The organism is Aeromonas sp. R2-4, assembly GCF_040908365.1.
Lineage (GTDB): Bacteria > Pseudomonadota > Gammaproteobacteria > Enterobacterales > Aeromonadaceae > Aeromonas > Aeromonas veronii.
In genome coordinates, this window is record NZ_JBFODO010000054.1 from 66,889 (window position 1) to 85,054 (window position 18,166).

Annotated in this window: 16 protein-coding genes; 6 read left to right on the top strand and 10 right to left on the bottom strand. The window is 59.7% G+C overall.

The window, feature by feature from the left end; genetic code table 11:
* Nucleotides 1–36: 36 nt before the first annotated feature.
* The 5 genes from add to glnA form a co-directional block, all read right to left on the bottom strand.
* The gene (gene add, locus AB5Z05_RS19930; protein ID WP_110304147.1) at nt 37–1,038 is read right to left on the bottom strand and encodes an adenosine deaminase; all 1,002 of its coding nucleotides are present in this window, start codon (nt 1,036–1,038) and stop codon (nt 37–39) included.
* 141 nt (nt 1,039–1,179) lie between these two features.
* The gene (glnG, locus tag AB5Z05_RS19935; RefSeq protein WP_005339666.1) at nt 1,180–2,598 is read right to left on the bottom strand and encodes a nitrogen regulation protein NR(I); all 1,419 of its coding nucleotides are present in this window, start codon (nt 2,596–2,598) and stop codon (nt 1,180–1,182) included.
* 9 nt (nt 2,599–2,607) lie between these two features.
* Nucleotides 2,608–3,663, bottom strand: coding sequence for a nitrogen regulation protein NR(II) (gene glnL, locus AB5Z05_RS19940; RefSeq protein ID WP_110304146.1), 1,056 nt, complete (start codon nt 3,661–3,663; stop codon nt 2,608–2,610).
* 80 nt (nt 3,664–3,743) lie between these two features.
* The gene (locus AB5Z05_RS19945) at nt 3,744–4,328 is read right to left on the bottom strand and encodes a DUF4124 domain-containing protein (protein WP_019445773.1); all 585 of its coding nucleotides are present in this window, start codon (nt 4,326–4,328) and stop codon (nt 3,744–3,746) included.
* Between the two features lie 115 nt (nt 4,329–4,443).
* Nucleotides 4,444–5,853 carry a glutamate--ammonia ligase gene (glnA, locus tag AB5Z05_RS19950; RefSeq protein ID WP_005339672.1) on the bottom strand — a complete coding sequence of 470 codons (1,410 nt, stop codon included), beginning with the start codon at nt 5,851–5,853 and terminating at the stop codon, nt 4,444–4,446.
* Nucleotides 5,854–6,204: 351 nt separating this feature from the next.
* On the opposite strand from glnA, the gene typA reads away from it, so the two are divergent.
* Nucleotides 6,205–8,016, top strand: coding sequence for a translational GTPase TypA (gene typA / locus AB5Z05_RS19955; RefSeq protein ID WP_005339679.1), 1,812 nt, complete (start codon nt 6,205–6,207; stop codon nt 8,014–8,016).
* A 241-nt stretch (nt 8,017–8,257) separates the two neighbouring features.
* Here typA and AB5Z05_RS19960 read toward each other — a convergent pair whose 3' ends face one another.
* The 5 genes from AB5Z05_RS19960 to def form a co-directional block, all read right to left on the bottom strand.
* Entirely contained in the window at nt 8,258–9,700 is a 1,443-nt protein-coding gene (locus AB5Z05_RS19960) for a TrkH family potassium uptake protein (RefSeq protein ID WP_042054858.1), read from the bottom strand.
* A 96-nt stretch (nt 9,701–9,796) separates the two neighbouring features.
* Nucleotides 9,797–11,173 carry a Trk system potassium transporter TrkA gene (trkA, locus tag AB5Z05_RS19965; protein ID WP_005339689.1) on the bottom strand — a complete coding sequence of 459 codons (1,377 nt, stop codon included), beginning with the start codon at nt 11,171–11,173 and terminating at the stop codon, nt 9,797–9,799.
* Nucleotides 11,174–11,260: 87 nt separating this feature from the next.
* Nucleotides 11,261–12,553, bottom strand: coding sequence for a 16S rRNA (cytosine(967)-C(5))-methyltransferase RsmB (rsmB, locus tag AB5Z05_RS19970; RefSeq protein WP_005341964.1), 1,293 nt, complete (start codon nt 12,551–12,553; stop codon nt 11,261–11,263).
* A gap of 60 nt (nt 12,554–12,613) precedes the next feature.
* Nucleotides 12,614–13,558, bottom strand: a complete 945-nt coding sequence (fmt, locus tag AB5Z05_RS19975) for a methionyl-tRNA formyltransferase (protein ID WP_236368067.1) — start codon at nt 13,556–13,558, stop codon at nt 12,614–12,616.
* A 12-nt stretch (nt 13,559–13,570) separates the two neighbouring features.
* Complete coding sequence (gene def / locus AB5Z05_RS19980) at nt 13,571–14,083, bottom strand: peptide deformylase (protein WP_005357510.1); 513 nt, start codon at nt 14,081–14,083, stop codon at nt 13,571–13,573.
* Nucleotides 14,084–14,191: 108 nt separating this feature from the next.
* Between def and AB5Z05_RS19985 the strand changes: the two genes are divergently transcribed.
* From AB5Z05_RS19985 to purE, 5 genes are all read left to right on the top strand, one after another.
* Nucleotides 14,192–15,283, top strand: coding sequence for a LysM peptidoglycan-binding domain-containing protein (locus tag AB5Z05_RS19985; protein ID WP_335874270.1), 1,092 nt, complete (start codon nt 14,192–14,194; stop codon nt 15,281–15,283).
* A 1-nt stretch (nt 15,284) separates the two neighbouring features.
* A complete protein-coding gene (dprA, locus tag AB5Z05_RS19990) occupies nt 15,285–16,400 on the top strand; it encodes a DNA-processing protein DprA (protein ID WP_368152862.1) in 1,116 nt (371 codons plus the stop codon).
* A complete protein-coding gene (locus AB5Z05_RS19995; RefSeq protein WP_005339699.1) occupies nt 16,393–16,866 on the top strand; it encodes a DUF494 family protein in 474 nt (157 codons plus the stop codon). Before dprA ends, AB5Z05_RS19995 begins: the two co-directional genes overlap by 8 nt.
* Nucleotides 16,867–16,921: 55 nt before the next feature.
* On the top strand, nt 16,922–17,479 hold the full coding sequence (locus AB5Z05_RS20000) for a type I DNA topoisomerase (protein WP_181223191.1): 558 nt from the start codon (nt 16,922–16,924) through the stop codon (nt 17,477–17,479).
* Between the two features lie 74 nt (nt 17,480–17,553).
* Nucleotides 17,554–18,057 (top strand): 5-(carboxyamino)imidazole ribonucleotide mutase, encoded by a 504-nt coding sequence (gene purE, locus AB5Z05_RS20005; RefSeq protein WP_005339704.1) that lies wholly within the window; start codon nt 17,554–17,556, stop codon nt 18,055–18,057.
* Nucleotides 18,058–18,166 lie beyond the last annotated feature (109 nt).

Genomic DNA, 18,166 nt, shown 5'->3' on the forward strand with positions numbered 1-18,166 from the left:
GAAGTGGGCCGTTTCTATTTGCAGTGCCGGTGTGGATCAGCGGCTGGCGGCGCGGGCGCTCAGTTCGGCTTTCTCGCTATCGCTCAGGAAGGCAAGGGTCAGGCCGTTTTGCTGGGCAGTGCGGATCTCGCTGGCGGTCATGCCAGCGGCCGGGGCAGCCACCTCATATTCGTGGGGCAGGTCGATGCCCTCTACTGCCGGGTCGTCGGTGTTGAGGCAGGCCAGTACACCGGCAGCCAGGAACTGGCGGATCGGGTGCTCGGTCAGGCTCGCTACCGTGGTGGTCTGAACGTTGGAGGTGAGGCAGGATTCGATGCCGATGCGGTGTTCGGCCAGATAGGCCATCAGGGCCGGATCCTGAATCGCTTTGACGCCGTGGCCGATACGCTCGGCGCCCAGCTCGCGAATGGCCTGCCACATGCTCTCGGGGCCAGCGGCTTCACCGGCGTGTACGGTGACGCGCATGCCTGCATCGCGCACCTTGCGGAAGTGGTCGACAAAGAGTTCGCCCGGGAAACCCAGTTCGTCACCGGCCAGATCGATGGCGACCAGCTTGTCGCGGTGAGCCAGACAGGCGGCCAGCTCCTGATTGCACTGCTCGGTGCCGAAGGTGCGGCTCATGATGCCGATCAGGTTGGTCTTGATGCCGAAGTCACGGCTGCCTGCGGCCACGCCGTCGATGATGGCTTCCACCACGCCCTGCGGGTGCAGCTTGTGGGCCATCGCCATATAGGCCGGGCTGAAGCGCAGCTCTGCATAGTCGATACCGGCGCGCAGCAGATCTTCCACGTTCTCGTAGGCGACCCGGCGGCAGGTGTCATAGTCAGCCAGCACGGCCACACCCCAGTCCAGTTTCTTCAGGAAGGCAACCAGACTCGGCTCGTTTTCGACGATCTGTACGTGGGGGCGCAGCGCCTCCAGCTCAAAGGCGGGCAGCTGGATATTGTGTTGGCGACCCAGCTCGAGGATGGTTTGCGGGCGGATGTTGCCGTCCAGATGGCGGTGCAGGTCGGTCAGGGGGAGAGATCTGTCAATCATGGGGGCGCCCTCGTCGAGTCAGGTTTGAAAGCCTGCCATTCTAGGCGGGGCTTTCAAAAAAGATACCCCGTTTATGGTTAAACGGGGTTCTGGCGGACGGTGATTTGTCAGGGCGTGATGGGAATCGTTTTTCCCCGGGACTCAGGAGAGATCGAGTTCCTTCAGCTTGCGGGTCAGGGTGTTGCGGCCCCAACCGAGCAGGCGCGCCGCCTCCTGCTTGTGGCCGTGGGTGTGTTCCAGCGCCGTCTCCAGCATGATCCGTTCGAACTGGGGCATGGCATCGGCCAGGATGTCTGTCTCTCCCAGCGCCAGCTTGCTGGCCACCCACTCCTGCAACTGTTGCTGCCAGCAACCGGGCAACGCCGGTTGACCAGGTTCGGCGTTGTGGGTGATGGGGGTGAGCAGCTCGGCAGGCAGGTCGCCGACCAGCACTTCCTGACCGGATGCCATCACGGTGAGCCAGCGACAGACGTTCTCCAGCTGGCGCACGTTGCCCGGCCAGGGCAGGCGACTGATATAGGCCTGGGTATCGGGGTGCAGGCTCTTGGCCTCGACGTTCAGCTCTTTGGCTGCGCGCAGCAGGAAGTGGCGGGCCAGCTGGGGGATATCCTCACGGCGCTCCTTGAGGGCAGGAATATGGATGCGAATGACGTTGAGGCGGTGAAACAGATCCTCGCGAAACTCGCCATCGGCCACCCGTTTCTCCAGATTCTGGTGGGTGGCGGCGATGATCCGCACATCCACCTGCACCGGCTGGTGGCCGCCGACCCGGTAGAACTGGCCATCGGCCAGCACCCGCAGCAGTCGGGTCTGCACATCCAGCGGCATGTCGCCGATCTCGTCGAGAAACAGGGTACCGCCGTCGGCCTGCTCGAAGCGGCCGTGGCGGATGTTGTTGGCACCGGTGAAGGCCCCCTTCTCGTGACCGAACAGCTCGGATTCGATGAGATCTTTCGGGATAGCCGCCATGTTGAGGGCGATAAAGTTCTTGTGGGCGCGCGGGCTGTGCTTGTGCAGGGCATGGGCGACCAGCTCCTTGCCGGTGCCGCTCTGACCGTTGATCAGCACCGAGATGCTGGAGCGAGACAGGCGGCCGATGGCGCGGAACACCTCCTGCATCGCCGGTGCCTCACCGATGATTTCGGGAGTGGCGGTGGCTTCTTGCTGGCGAGACTTCCGCTTGGTGCGCTGCTCCTTGAGGTGATTCTCGGCGCGGCGCACCAGGGTCACCGCTTCGTCGATGTCGAACGGTTTGGGCAGGTACTCGAAGGCGCCGCGCTGGTAGGCGTTGACCGCGCTGTCGAGATCCGAGTGGGCGGTCATGATGATGATGGGCAGATCGGCCTGACGGCGGTGGATCTGCTCCAACAGGCTCAGGCCGTCGATGCCCGGCATCCGGATATCGGAGAGGATCACATCGGGCGAGCGCAGCTCAAGGGCGTGCAGCAGGGCTTCGCCATCGGCAAAGCTCTCGCAGTTGAAGCCTTCGCTGCCGAGAGTGCGCTCCAGCACCCAGCGGATAGAACTGTCGTCATCGACGATCCACACTTTGGCGGTCATGGGGTTCCCTTACTTGCGAAGCGGTAGAAAAATGGTGAATTCGGTGTGACCCGGCCAGCTGATGCAGTCAATCCGTCCCTTGTGCTGGTCGATCAGGTTCTGGGCGATGGAAAGGCCGAGCCCGGTTCCCCCCTCCTTGCCGGTGATCATCGGGTAGAACAGGGTGTCGCGAATGGCATCGGGAATGCCGGGGCCGTTGTCGATGATCTTGATCTCCGCCGCCAGCCGGTAACGCTGGCCGTGGATGGTGATCTGGAACGCGGTGCGAGTCTTGATGCGGATAAGCCCGGTCTGATCCCCCAGCGCTTCGGCGGCGTTGCGCACTATGTTGAGAAACGCCTGCTGCAGTTGATCCGGCTCCATCTCGAATTCGGGGATGCTGGGGTCGTAATCCCGCTCGATGCGAACAGAGGGAGGGAGTTCGAGCTCCACCAGTCGGCGTACCTGCTCCAGCACCGAATGGACATTGTGCATCTGGTGACGGCCGGGGCGCTGGGGGCCGAGCAGCCGATCGACCAGTACCCGCAGCCTGTCAGCCTGTTCGATGATGATGCCGGTATATTCGCGCAGCGCCGGGTCCGGCAGCTCCTTTTGCAGCAGCTGGGCCGCGCCGCGCAGGCCGCCGAGGGGATTCTTGATTTCGTGGGCCAGCCCGCGCACCAGCTCCTTGGCCGCCAGCTGCTGGGCATGTTGCTGCTGCTCCTGACTGATCTTCTTCTGCTGGTCGATCTTGCGCAGCTCCACGACCAGTAGACGCTGTTCGTGGTCGGCCATCGGGGTCGCGCTCAGCTCCACCAGTCGCGGTTCTCCCTCTACCACCAGAGTCACTTCGCTATCGGTAAAGCCCTGCCCTGACACGATGCACTGCTTGAGCCGCTGCAAATCGAGGGAGATATGTTCCAGCAGATGGGGCAGTTCGATGCCGATCAGCCTGCGTTCACTGAGGGAGAGCAGCTGTTCAGCCGCTGGGTTGACGAATTGGATGCAGAGCCGCTCATCCATCAGGATCACGGCGGTCAGCAAATTATCCAAGAGTGTTTTGGCGTTGTCCGAGCGGGTTGGCACAGGTTTCTCCCTAAAACGGTGCTACACACCTGTTATGCACCGATATGGTGCATAGAGTTTACCCGCATCGGTGCGCTATATCACCCCTGGTCGGCTTTGGGGGTGGGTTTGGGAGCCGGCGTCACGCTCGCTCTATGCAGGTAAAAGGTGACTGCACTGGATTTAGCAAGGATCGTACCGTCTTTGGCGAGCAGCTCGAGCTGAGCCTCGTGGGCGCCGCGATCGACGTTTTCGACCCGGACAGAGAGGCTGTTGCTGACGATGGGAGCGGCTTTGCCATCCAGGGTCAGGCGCACATCATACTGGGTCGGAGGTTTGGGGCTGATGGTGCCCTGAAAGACGATGTTGCCTGTGTTGTCGCGCAGGGTGCTGCCCTGTTCCGGGGAGAGCAGTTCGATGGTCAGCTTGGCCGCCTCTTTCTCTTTCTTGGCATCGGCGCCGGTCAGGCTGTTGAAGTTATCCACCTGCACCGATCTGGGCGCGCTGCTGCCCAGCAGCGGGGCGACCCGCAGATCTACCTCTTTGGCGTTTTTGCCGGGTGGTGGCGCATCCGAGTAGTGGGTGATGCCATTGCCATCGACCCAGGAGTAGACCTTGGCCGCGTCCGCAGCGAACGAGGTCAGCAACAGGAGGCTGAGCACCCCTATGCCATGCTTGTTGTTCATCCATCTCTCCTTGACGGTATTTTGCTTAATCCTATCAGAGAAAAAACCCGCCAGATGGCGGGTTTTGTCACGATTAAGCAAGCTGACCAGATTTAAACGGCCAGTCTGCTGAGCCTTAGACGGAGTAGTACAGTTCGAACTCCAGCGGGTGCGGGGTCATGCGCACACGGTCAACATCCTGCTGTTTCAGTTCCAGGTAGGAGTTGATGAAGTCATCACTGAACACGCCGCCGCGGGTCAGGAACTCGCGGTCAGCATCCAGAGCGGCCAGGGCTTCGTCCAGAGAACCGGCAACGGTCGGCACTTCTGCGGCTTCTTCCGGCGGCAGGTCATACAAGTTCTTGTCCATGGCATCGCCCGGATGGATCTTGTTGATGATACCGTCCAGACCGGCCATCAGCTGGGCAGCGAAGGCCAGGTACGGGTTGGCAGCCGGATCCGGGAAGCGCACTTCGATACGACGGGCTTTCGGGCTCGGTACCACCGGGATACGGATGGAGGCAGAGCGGTTGCGGGCAGAGTAGGCCAGCATGACCGGTGCTTCATAACCCGGAACCAGACGCTTGTAGGAGTTGGTGGTCGGGTTGGCGAAGGCGTTGATGGCCTTGGCGTGCTTGATGATACCGCCGATGTAGTGCAGAGCCATCTCGGACAGACCGCCATACAGGTCGCCAGCGAACAGGTTGACGCCGTTCTTGGCCAGGGACTGGTGGCAGTGCATGCCGGAGCCGTTGTCACCGAACATGGGTTTCGGCATGAAGGTGACGGTCTTGTTGTAGGCGTGAGCCACGTTGTGGATCACGTACTTCAGTACCTGTACTTCGTCAGCTTTCAGCGTAAGAGTGTTGAAGCGGGTAGCGATCTCGTTCTGACCGGCAGTGGCCACTTCGTGGTGGTGAGCTTCAACGACCTGGCCCATCTCTTCCAGCACCAGACACATGGCGGCGCGGATATCCTGGGAAGAGTCGACCGGTGCAACCGGGAAGTAACCGCCTTTCACGAACGGACGGTGACCCTTGTTGCCATGCTCATAGGCAGTGCCGGAGTTCCATGCGGCTTCTTCAGATTCGATTTTCACGAAGCTGTGGCCCATGGTGTTGGAGAAAGTAATGTTGTCGAACATGAAGAATTCCGGCTCCGGCCCGAACAGCACGGTGTCAGCGATGCCGCTGGACTTCAGGAAATCTTCTGCACGTTTGGCGATGGAGCGCGGATCGCGATCGTAGCCCTGCATGGTGGCAGGCTCCAGCACGTCACAAACGATGTTCAGGGTGGTCTCTTCGGTGAACGGGTCCAGCTTGGCGGAGGCTGCGTCCGGCATCAGTACCATGTCGGATTCGTTGATGCCCTTCCAGCCGCCGATGGAGGAACCATCGAACATCTTGCCGTCTTCGAAGAAATCTTCATCAACCTGGTGAGCAGGGATGGATACATGCTGCTCTTTACCCTTGGTGTCGGTAAAGCGCAGATCAACAAACTTGACTTCGTGTTCCTGGATCAGGGCCAAAACGTTCTGGGCTGACATGCTAAGTAACCTCCGGTGTTAAAACTCTCTGGGTGAATGCGTCGTCGTATTCACATAAGCCAGTATCGTGCCAAGTTTGTGACAGCTTGATTTCAGGGCAATCTCGCTGAAGAGGCTCCCCAAAATCAGGCGATCTCGACTCGCGTTGCATCAATTTAGTGCGATGGTGGATCGTTTTGGTGCACTGTAATGGTGCGCGAAATACGGTCACCGCCCATCTAAGCAGGGTTTGTCAGAGAGGTCTATGATCCAGATCTGTTGTTATGCGCGAATGTACTGCAATTCTGCTAGGCAGATCACAAAGGCAAGAGTACAATTAGCGCCCAATTTTACCCGGTGATTGAGGCGAGAATGTTAGAGAATTTACGCAATATTGCGATTATTGCGCACGTTGACCACGGCAAAACGACTCTGGTTGATAAGCTGCTGCAGCAGTCCGGCACCCTGGACCGCTCCACGGAAGGCCAGGAACGGATCATGGACTCCAATGATCTGGAACGGGAACGTGGCATCACCATTCTCGCCAAGAACACTGCGATCCGCTGGAATGACTACCGCATCAACATCGTTGATACCCCGGGTCACGCCGACTTCGGTGGTGAAGTAGAGCGCGTACTGTCCATGGTTGACTCCGTGCTGCTCCTGGTTGACGCCGTAGACGGCCCGATGCCGCAAACCCGTTTCGTGACCCAGAAAGCGTTCGCTCAGGGTCTGAAGCCGATCGTGGTCATCAACAAGGTTGACCGTCCGGGTGCTCGTCCTGACTGGGTAATGGATCAGGTATTCGACCTGTTCGACAACCTGGGCGCGACTGACGAACAGCTGGATTTCAAAGTTGTTTACGCCTCTGCACTGAACGGTTGGGCCACCATGGATCAGGACGTCGAGTCCGAGAACATGGAGCCGCTGTTCCAGGCTATCGTTGACAACGTTGAAGCGCCGAAGGCTGATGCCGAAGGTGGTTTCCAGATGCAGATCTCCCAGCTGGACTACAACTCCTACGTGGGCGTTATCGGTATCGGCCGTATCACTCGTGGTCGCGTCAAGACCAACCAGCAAGTCACCATCGTTGGTGCCGACGGCAAGACCCGTAACGGTAAAGTCGGTCAGGTGCTGGGTTACCTGGGTCTGTCCCGTACTGAAGTTACCGACGCGCAAGCGGGTGACATCATCGCTATCACCGGTCTGGGCGAGCTGAAAATCTCCGACACCATCTGTGACAACGGTGCCGTTGAAGCCCTGCCGCCGCTCTCCGTTGACGAGCCGACCGTGAACATGACCTTCCAGGTCAACACCTCACCGTTCGCCGGTAAAGAGGGCAAGTTCGTGACCTCCCGTAACATTCTGGAGCGTCTGAACCAGGAGCTGGTCCACAACGTGGCCCTGCGCGTGGAAGAGACTGATGATCCGGACAAGTTCCGTGTATCCGGTCGTGGTGAACTGCACCTCTCCATCCTGATCGAAAACATGCGTCGCGAAGGTTACGAACTGGCTGTGTCCCGTCCGGAAGTAATCCTGCGTACCGTTGATGGCGTTCTGCAAGAACCGTTCGAAACCGTAACTGTGGACGTTGAAGAAGCGCACCAGGGTTCCGTAATGGAGCAACTGGGTCTGCGTAAAGGCGAAATGACCAACATGACGCCGGATGGCAAGGGTCGTGTCCGTCTGGACTTCATGATCCCGAGCCGTGGCCTGATCGGTTTCCAGACCGAGTTCATGACCATGACCTCAGGTACCGGTCTGCTGTACCACACCTTTGACCACTACGGTCCGCACAAGGGTGGCAGCATCGGCGAGCGTCAGAATGGCGTGCTGATCTCCAACGCTACCGGTAAAGCACTGACTTACGCCCTGTTCGGTCTGCAAGACCGTGGTCGTCTGTTCATCGGTCACGCGACCGAAGTGTACGAAGGCCAGGTGATCGGTATCCACTCCCGTTCCAACGACCTGACTGTTAACTGCCTGAAAGGCAAACAGCTGACCAACATGCGTGCCTCCGGTACCGACGAAGCTCAAGTGCTGACTCCGCCGATCCGCATGACTCTGGAACAGGCTCTCGAGTTCATCGACAACGATGAACTGGTAGAAGTGACTCCGAAGAACATCCGTATCCGCAAGAAATTGCTGACCGAGCTGGATCGCAAGCGCTCTGGCCGTGGTTAATGCCATGTGCTGAGCCTCGACAGCCTTCGTGGCCGCTGACGGTTCACTGATAAACGGACCCAAACCTCTGGTTTGGGTCCGTTTTTTTATGCTTGTGATCCGTTATGGCCATCCTGATGAGCTCGTTCAGGCCATCCGGTAATGGGGCTGATGAGCGTTGAGCGAAGGTCGTGGGGATGGGTGAGATAAAAAAGCCGCAGCGGATGAACGCTGCGGCTTTTTGATGGCTTGCAGTAAGGGGTTACTGGCGCCAGAAGGAGGGGAAGAAGAGCACGGCGACCGTCAGGATCTCCAGTCGTCCCAGCAGCATGCCGAATGACAACAGCCATTTGGCCGATTCCGGCAGGCTGGCAAAGTTGGTGCTGGGGCCGACCACAGGGCCCATGCCCGGGCCAACGTTGGCGACAGCGGTGATGGAGCTGGAGATAGCCGTCAGGGGGTCAAGCCCGATGGCGCCCAGTAGCGCGGCTATCACCAGAATGATGGCGAAGTAGGCCAGTACGAAGGAGATCATCGAGCGGATGATGGCGTCATTGACCGTCCGGCCGTTGTACTTCTGGGGGAAGACGGCAGAGGGGTGCATCAGCTGGCGCATCTGCTTTCTGAACAGGGCGAATGCCACCTGTACCCGGAAGATCTTGAGGCCGCCCGCAGTGGAGCCTGAGCAGGCCCCCAGCGCCAGCAGCACGATGAAGACGATGCTGGCGAGCGGCCCCCAGGTGCCGAAGTCACCAAGGCCGTAGCCGGTGGTGGTGAGCACCGAGACGATGTTGAAGCAGCTGATGCGCAGGGCATCCCAGAAGCCGAACAGGTCTCTCTCCCACAGATAGAAGGTCATGATGACGGTGACCCACACCACCAGCCAGAAGAAGCCGCGCACCTGGGCATCCTTGAACAGGCTGTAGTCCCTGTGGTTGAGGCTTTGCACATAGAGCAGGAAGGGCAGGCCGCCGAGGAACATGAACAGGGTGCCAATCCAGTGTGCCGAGTTGGAGAAGTGGGACATAGATTGATCGGAGGTGGAGTAGCCGCCGGTACTGAGAGTGGTCATGGCGTGGTTGATCGCCTCGAACATGTTCATGCCGCTGGCCCAGTAGGCCATGAAGCAGAGCATGGAGAGCACCAGATAGACGACGACGATGTTGTTGGCGACTGTCTTGGCACGCGGGGCGCTTTTGTCCGACCAGTCCGAGCTCTCGGTCTGGAACAGCTTCATGCCGCCGACGTTGAGGTAGGGCAGCACGGCTACCGCCATCACGATAAAGCCGACCCCGCCCAGCCACTGCAGGATGGAACGCCACAACAGGATACTGTGGGCCATGTTGTCGAGGCCGGAGAGCACGGTAGAGCCCGTGGTGGTCACTCCCGACATAGTCTCGAAGTAGGCGTCGGTGAAGTTGATGTGGGTGATGAAGACAAAGGGCAGGGCGCCGAAGGCGCAGGCCACCACCCAGACCGAGGTGGTGAGCAGGAACATCTCCCGCACCCCCAGATGAAACTCCGCCTTGCGACCATAGTGGAGGCAGAGCAGGGCGGCGCCGTGGGTGATGAGCACGGACTTGAGAAACTCGACAAATCCCTCTGACCCGGTGAGCAGTGCTAGCAAGGTGGGCAGCCACATGAAGAGCGCCAGCTTGGAGAGCACCAGCCCGAGGGTGAAGATAATGGGACGCAGCTTGATCATGTTCGATAACCTGGTCGTTGATTAACAAAAGACCCGGACCATCCCCTTGGGGGAGCTGAGCCGGGTCTGGTTTGACAGCCTGTGCGCATGAAGACGTTACAGGAAGAAGGGGCTTGGCTGGAACAGCCGCTCCACTTCCGGGATGTACTTCTTGTCCACCAGGAACATGACCACGTGGTCATCCTGCTGGATCTTGGTGCGATCGTGGGCGATCAGCACCTCATCTCCGCGTACTACGGCACCTATGGTGGTGCCCGGCGGCAGCTTGAGCTCGCCCACCGTCTTGCCGACCACCTTGGAGGTGTTCTCGTCACCGTGGGCAATCGCCTCGATCGCCTCGGCCGCGCCGCGGCGCAGGCTGTAGACGTTGGCGATATCGGCCCGGCGCACGTGGGTCAACAGCGCCGAGATGGTGGCCTGCTGGGGCGAGATAGCGATATCGATGGAGCCACCCTGCACCAGATCGACGTAGGCGCCGCGCTGGATCAGCACCATGGTCTTCTTGGCGCCCATCTTCTTGGCGAGCAGCGCCGACATGATGTTGGCCTCATCCTCGTTGGTCACGGCGATGAAGACGTCGATCTGGTCGATGTGCTCCTCGGCCAGCAGCTCCTGATCCGCCGCATCGCCACAGAAGACGATGGTGTTCTCCAGCAGTTCGGAGAGCTGCTCCGCCCGCTTCTGGTTGCGCTCGATGAGCTTGACGCTGTAGCGCTTCTCCAGCTGGCGGGCGAGACCGGCGCCGATGTTGCCACCACCGACGATCATGATGCGGCGGTAGGGGCTCTCGAGGCGCTGCAGCTCCGACATCACGGCACGGATATGGCCTGCGGCGGCGACGAAGAAGACCTCGTCATCCGCTTCGATGATGGTGGTACCTTGCGGACGGATCGGGCGGCCCTGACGGAAGATGGCCGCTACCCGGGTCTCGATGTTGGGCATGTGCTCGCGGAGGGTGGAGAGGGCGTTGCCCACCAGCGGGCCACCGTAGTAGGCCTTGACCGCTACCAGACCGACGCGGCCACCTGCAAAATCAACCACTTGCAGGGCGCCCGGATATTCGATCAGGCGACGTACATAGTCGGTCACCAACTGCTCCGGCGCGATCAGGTGATCCACCGGCACCGATTCCGGCAGGAACAGGCGATCCCGCTCGGTCAGATAGGCTGGCGAGCGGATCCGTGCCACCTTGTTCGGGGTGTTGAACAGGGAGTAGGCCACCTGACAGGCGATCATGTTGGTCTCGTCACTGTTGGTGACCGCGACCAGCATGTCGGCATCCTGAGCGCCCGCTTCGCGCAGCACCTTGGGGTGGGCGCCGTGACCGTTGACCACCCGCAGGTCAAACTTGTCCTGCAGTTCGCGCAGGCGTTCGCTGTCGGTGTCGACGATGGTGATGTCGTTGTTCTCCCCGGCCAGGTTCTCGGCCAGAGTGCCGCCGACCTGGCCGGCTCCCAAAATGATGATCTTCATAGGGAACGTCTACTCACGTTGATGCTGTAAAGGGGAGCGCCAGAATGGATCTGGCAGCTCTCCCGAATGAGGTTTGTCATGCCCGGCTCAGAGCTTGACCAGTTTGGCGTAGTAGAAGCCATCCATCTCGGCTTCACCCGGCAGGAACTGGCGACCCGGGCAGTCCGGGGTATCCTGTTCGTGCAACGGTACCAATTTGGCATCTTTGGTCGCGGCAAGGAAGGCGCGGATCTGGTCGCGGTTCTCTTCCGGCAGGACGGAGCAGGTGGCGTAGAGCAGGGTGCCGCCGCTTTTCAGCTTGCCCCAGAGGGCGTTCAGAATACGGCGCTGCAGCTCGGCCAGCTCGCGGATGTCCTGATCACGGCGCAACCACTTGATGTCGGGGTGGCGACGGATAACACCAGTGGCGGAGCAGGGGGCATCCAGCAGGATGCGGTCGAACTGGCCCTCCGGCCACCACTGTTCCGGTGCCGCGGCATCGCCGTGGATCACTTTGGCGGTCAGGCCGATGCGATCCAGGTTCTCCTGCACCCGCTTGAGGCGGTTCTCGTCGGCATCAACGGCAACCACGCCAGCCAGCTTGGGCTGACGCTCCAGCAGGTGGGCGGTCTTGCCGCCGGGGGCGGCGCAGGCATCCAGCACCCATTCACCCGGTTGCGGGTCGAGCAGGGCGGCAGCCTGTTGTGCTGCACCATCCTGTACCGAGCAGTCACCGACCTCGAAGCCGGGCAGCTTGGTCACATCGCAGGGACGCTCCAGCAGGATGCAATCCTCGCCCTCTTCACCGGCCACGGCATTGATGCCGGCTTCGGCCATGCGAGCCAGCATGGCATCGCGGCTCTGGCGCTGGCTGTTGTTGCGGATCCACATGGGGGGGCGCTGGTTGTTCGCCTCCATGATGAATTCCCACTCATCGTGATAGGCCTGACGCAGGCGCTTGGTGAGCCACTCCGGATGACCGAGGCGAATGCTGGGAACACGGTCGATACGCAGCAGAATGACTTCGGCGCTGCGCTGGAAGTTGCGCAACACGCCGTTGATGAGGCCACGCAGGGAGGTACCCTTGAGCAGTTTGACGGCGTTGACGGTCTCGGCCACCGCGGCGTGAGCCGGAATGCGGGTGTAGATGAGCTGATAGAGACCGACCAGGATGAGGTAGTGGAAAATGCGGCTCTTGTTCTTGAGCGGCTTGTCCATCATCTCGTTGACTGCCGCATCGAGGCGGGGTAGCCAGCGCAGGGTGCCGTAGCAGAGTTCTTGCAGGAGAGCGCGATCGCGAGGCGCAACCTTCTCCTGGGCAGCAGGCAGAACAGCGGAGAGGGATTGACCCTGATCCAGCACCTGTTGAATAACGAGAGCGGCCTGTGCACGTGTTTTCATAGAGTTACCTTAGATGCGCAAGTCGGGGCCTGGGCCCCGCTTGTGTCAATTCAATCCAGTTCAATTCAATTGCGTGCCGGGTTCAAACCAGTCGCGGCGAGAGTTGAGCAGATCCGAAACGGACATCGCCTTCTTGCCGGGCGGTTGCAGGGTCAGCAGGCGCAGTACTCCTTTGCCGGTCGCGATATCGATCCCCTGCTTGTCGGCCTTGAGCAGGGTGCCGGCGGGTTGGCTGTGGTCGCTGTCAATGACGGCGGCTTGCCATACCTTGACGGTCTGGTCAGCCACTTCAAACCAGCTGATGGGCCAGGGGTTGAACGAGCGGATGCAGCGTTCGATGGCAACAGCCTCCATCGACCAGTCGATGCGGGCCTCTTCCTTGGAGAGTTTTTCGGCGTAGCTGGCCAGCGCATCATCTTGCGCCTCGGCAGCGGTTTCACCGGCGGCCATGGCATTGATGGTGTCGACCAGAGCCTGCGGGCCCAGCTCGGCCAGCTTGTCATAGAGGCTGGCGGAGGTCTCGTCGGCGGCGATGGGGCAGCTTACCTTGCGGATCATGGCGCCGGTATCCAGTCCCACATCCATCTGCATGATGGTGACGCCGGTTTCGGCATCGCCCGCCCAGATAGAGCGCTGGATCGGTGCGGCACCGCGCCAGCGGGGCAGCAGGGAGCCATGGACGTTGATGCAGCCCAGCCGCGGGGTATCGAGTACCACCTTGGGCAGGATCAGACCATAGGCCACCACCACCATCAGGTCGGCACCCAGTACAGCAAGCTCGGCTTGCGCCTCTTCCTTGCGCAGAGAGGCAGGTTGGTAAACCGGCAGGTTGTTGGCCAGTGCCAGCTCTTTGACCGGGCTGGCGGTGAGCTTCTGACCACGGCCAGCAGGCTTGTCAGGCTGGGTATAAACGGCAACGACCTCGTGGTCGGAAGACAACAACGCCGCCAGGTGACGGGCGGCGAAGTCGGGAGTACCGGCAAAAATCAGTTTCAGCTTATTCAATGGGGCAGATCCTCAGAGGACTTTGCGATCTTCACGGGCCATCTTTTCCAGCTTCTGGCGAATGCGCTGGCGCTTGAGCGGGGACAAGTAATCCACAAACAGCTTGCCGACCAGATGATCCATCTCATGCTGGATGCAGATGGCGAGCAGATCGTCGGCTTCCAGCTCGAACGGCTTGCCGTTGCGATCCAGGGCGCGGATTTTGATCTGTTCGGCGCGAGGCACCAGAGCACGGCTGCCGGGCACGGAGAGGCAACCCTCTTCAATGCCGGTGCTGCCGCACTGCTCGATGACCTCCGGATTGATCAATACCAGAGGATCTTCACGGTTTTCAGAGACATCGATCACTATGATGCGCTGGTGAATGTCGACCTGAGTCGCGGCCAGGCCAATGCCTTCCTCCGCGTACATGGTTTCGAACATATCATCTACAATCTGTTGTAACTCGGGTGTAAAGGTCTCGACAGGGGCTGCAACGGTGCGCAGGCGCTCATCGGGAAAACGCAATACATCTAGAATGGCCATAGTTTTTTCTTTAGTTTCGTATAAATGCAGTCAATATTGGCGTAATTCTAGTCATTTACGCCGACAAAAAACAGCAACACTTTGCGTACAGAAGTAACAGGGAGTGTTATGTATCTGAAGCAAACCATCCTCGCCTGCCTGCTGGTGACCGTGAGTCAGGCAGCAGTGGCCGATCAGCTGAGGCTGAAAGCGGGTTACCCCGAAAGCTATGTAGTGCAAAAAGGCGACACCCTGTGGGATATCTCCGGCAAGTATCTTTCCGAACCTTGGCTCTGGCCCCGCCTCTGGAACATCAATCCGCAGATTGCCAATCCTCACTGGATCTACCCCGGTGATGTACTGCATCTGAACTGGGTCAATGGTGAACCCCGACTCGGCAAGGCGATGCAGGGTGGCAAGCAAGTCATCCGTCTCGGCCCGAAAACCCGTTACGAGAACAAAGCCAACCCCATTCCGACCCTGCCTATCAGCGAGATAGGCCCCTTCCTGCAAACTGACCATATTCTGGCAGACAGCCAGCAGCAGAAAACCTTGCCCTATCTGCTGGGGTCGGATCAGAAGCATATCGGCATGCTGGAGGGGGACACCCTCTATGTGCAGGGCTCCCTGACGCCGGGGCAGGTTTATGGCATTTATCACCCCGGAGTGGTCTACAAGGATCGCGAAACCGGTGAACTGCTGGGCCAGGAGGCGATCTTTGCCGGTGTGGTGCGGGCCGTGGCGCGTCTTGATGGCGATCGGACTGAGGTGACTCTGACTCATAACCAGCGCGAAGTGCTGCAGGGCGACAAGGTGATGCCGCTGCCGGCTCAGGAAAACATGCCCGCCGTCTTCACACCGAAAGCGGCACCTGCCATCACGCCGGGCTATATCATCGATTTGCCGAACAAGACCCGGGGCGGTGGCAAGTTTGATGTGGTGCTGATCAATCGGGGTGGCCGTGATCAACTGGTCGCCGGGGATGTGTTGGATGTCAGACGACCCGGTGCTGCTCTGGTTACCAAGAATGGCGATGTACAGTACAAGGAGCTCTCGTCGGTTTTTAACCGGGTGTTTTACAGCAGCAACAAGAAGGCACCACTGCCCTCTGAAGCGATTGCCCGTGTCATGTTGTTCAAGGTGTATGACAAGCTGAGTTACGGTCTCATCATGCAGAGTAACGACATGGTGAGTGCGGGCTATCAGGTCACTCACTTCTGACGTGAACTACCCCGACGCGCGTCTGGCGCTCTGGCTAACCCTGGATGCGGTCACCGGTATTGGTCCGGTGACCGCAGCGCGTTTGCTGGAGCGGGTCGGGGGAAGTATTGAGACCCTGTTCCAGAGCGATGAAGCGCAACTGCATGGTATGGGGTTGTCGTCAGAGCAGATCAAACAACTGCGCTGGCCCTCGCCGGTGGTTGAGCAGAGCCTGGCTTGGGCCGCTTTGCCTGACAATCTCCTTATTCCACAAGATCACCCGATTTATCCACCCTTGTTGCGGGAAATTCCCGCGGCACCCCTGTTGCTCTACTGTCGTGGCGATCTTGCTGCGCTGTCGCTACCCCAGCTGGCTATGGTGGGGACACGCCATCCTACCTATGCAGGCAAAGATAATGCTTCCCGCCTTTGTAGCGAGCTGGTTGGATGCGGGTTAGCGATCACCTCGGGCCTTGCGCTCGGTATCGATGGTGTTTGCCATCAGCAAGCGCTGGCTTGTAGCGGTATCACCCTTGCCGTGTTGGGTTCCGGGCTGGATTGCCTCTACCCCAAACGCCATCAGGGGCTGGCTGGTCAGATTCTGGAGAGCGGTGGTTTGCTTATCTCCGAGCTGGCGCCGGATAAAGGACCGCTGGCTGAACATTTTCCTCGTCGCAACCGTATTATCAGTGGTCTGTCGCTGGGAACTCTGGTGGTGGAGGCGACCGAGCAGAGCGGTTCGCTGATCACCGCTCGCTATGCGCTTGAACAGGGGCGCGAAGTGTTTGCGGTACCCGGCGCCCCGCAAAATGCCCAGGCGATAGGGTGCAACAGATTAATTCAGCAGGGAGCCAAACTTGTGCTGAGTGCGGCCGATATAGTGGAAGAGCTGCCAGAGTGGGTTGCACGGCCACATCCGTCGGTCATACCATCTGAGCAACCGCATAATAGCGAATTGCCTTATGCCGATTTGTTGGATAACGTAGATTATGAGACCACGAGCGTGGATACCGTTGCCGAGCGGGCCCAGCTTCCTGTCGAAGTGGTATTGGGCAGGTTGGTAGAGCTGGAGCTGGCCGGTGCAGTGATGGCGGTAGCCGGTGGATACGTCAGAGCGAGGAGGGCGAATCATGTTTGATGTATTGATGTACCTTTTCGAGACCTACATCCACAGCGATGCAGATGTGATGGTCGAGCAGGATGAGCTCACCGATGAGTTGAGCCGGGCCGGTTTCGATAAAGAAGAGATCGACAAGGCGCTCGACTGGCTGGAGCGACTGGCCAATCTGCACGATAGCGAGCGGGAGGTCTATGTCACCGCCAGTGCGCAAGGCTCGATGCGTATCTATGCTCCGCAAGAGCTGGCGCGCCTCAGCACCGAGTGCCGCGGCTTCCTGCTCTTTCTGGAACAGGCCCAGGTGCTGAATGCCGAAACCCGCGAGATCTGTATCGAGCGTCTGCTCGAGCTGGACAAGCCGGATATCGAGCTGGATGACCTGAAGTGGGTCGTCATGATGGTGCTGTTCAACGTACCGGGCAGTGAAAATGCCTACCAGCAGATGGAAGAGCTGGTGTTTGATGAGTCAGACGGCGTCATTCACTGACAGTCCGGTGCCGCGCTGGTAGAATTCAGGCCATCTGGATTTCAAGGCGCGGCCCATGTCAAAAATCGATCATCACCTCTTTTCAGCCCACGAACATGCCTTCGAGCGCGAGCCGTGCCCGCAGTGCGGGGCCGAGCTGGTGATCCGCCAGGGCAAACATGGCCCCTTTCTCGGCTGTTCTGCCTATCCAGCCTGTGATTACATCCGCTCCCTGACGCCATCCGGCCGCGACATCGAAAAGGTGCTCGAAGGCTCTGCCTGTCCCGATTGCGGAGAGCCGCTGGCGATCAAGAAGGGGCGTTACGGTCTCTTTGTCGGTTGTACCCAGTATCCGGCCTGCCAGCATATCGAATCCCTGCAGGAGAGCGATGATACCCAGATCCTCTGCCCCGAGTGCGGCAAGGGGCATCTGGTGAGCCGTACCTCCCGCTACGGCAAGCAGTTTTACTCCTGTGATGGCTATCCCCATTGCAAATATGTGGTGAACGACAAGCCGATCCCCATGCCTTGTCCCGCGTGTGGCTGGGGCATCATGATCGAGAAAAAAGTGAGGGGAACTCTGCGTTGGGTCTGTCCGCAAAAGAAATGCGGCCACCAAAGTGAGCAGGTATAATCCCGCCGCCGCAACCGGATTGAAACGTTTTCGGCGAACTTCAACCCCCCACTTGGAGTAAGGAAATTCCCACCATGAATAAACCCTTTGTTGCCGTATTGATGGGCTCTGATTCTGATTTCCCCGTGATGCAGACCACCCTCGAGGTGCTCAAGTCATTTGATATCGCAGTGGAAGTCAAAGTCACCTCCGCGCACCGCACGCCGGCTGCGACTCATCAGTATGTGACCGATGCCGAGGCCCGTGGCTGCAAGGTCTTTATCTGTGCTGCCGGTCTGGCGGCGCATCTGGCGGGTGCCGTAGCCGGCATCACGACTCGTCCTGTGATCGGGGTACCCATCGATGGTGGCCCGCTCAAGGGGCTGGATGCGCTGCTCTCCACCGTGCAGATGCCGGGTGGTGTACCGGTGGCGACCGTGGCGATCGGCAAAGCCGGTGCCAAGAACGCAGGTTATCTGGCAGCCCAGATGCTGGCAGTAGCCGATGATGAACTGGCGGCCAAGGTTCGGGCCGAACGCCAGAAGAATGCCGAAGAGGTGATGGCCAAGGATGCCGCCCTGCAGGCTCAACTCAAGTAAGTGAACGGGTGGCGATCCGGATGTGTCGTATTTTCCTATGCAACAGCAAAACGTCACTTTGCCATGGTCGCCGCCATGCGGATTCAACTTGCTACTAAGTGACGAGGCG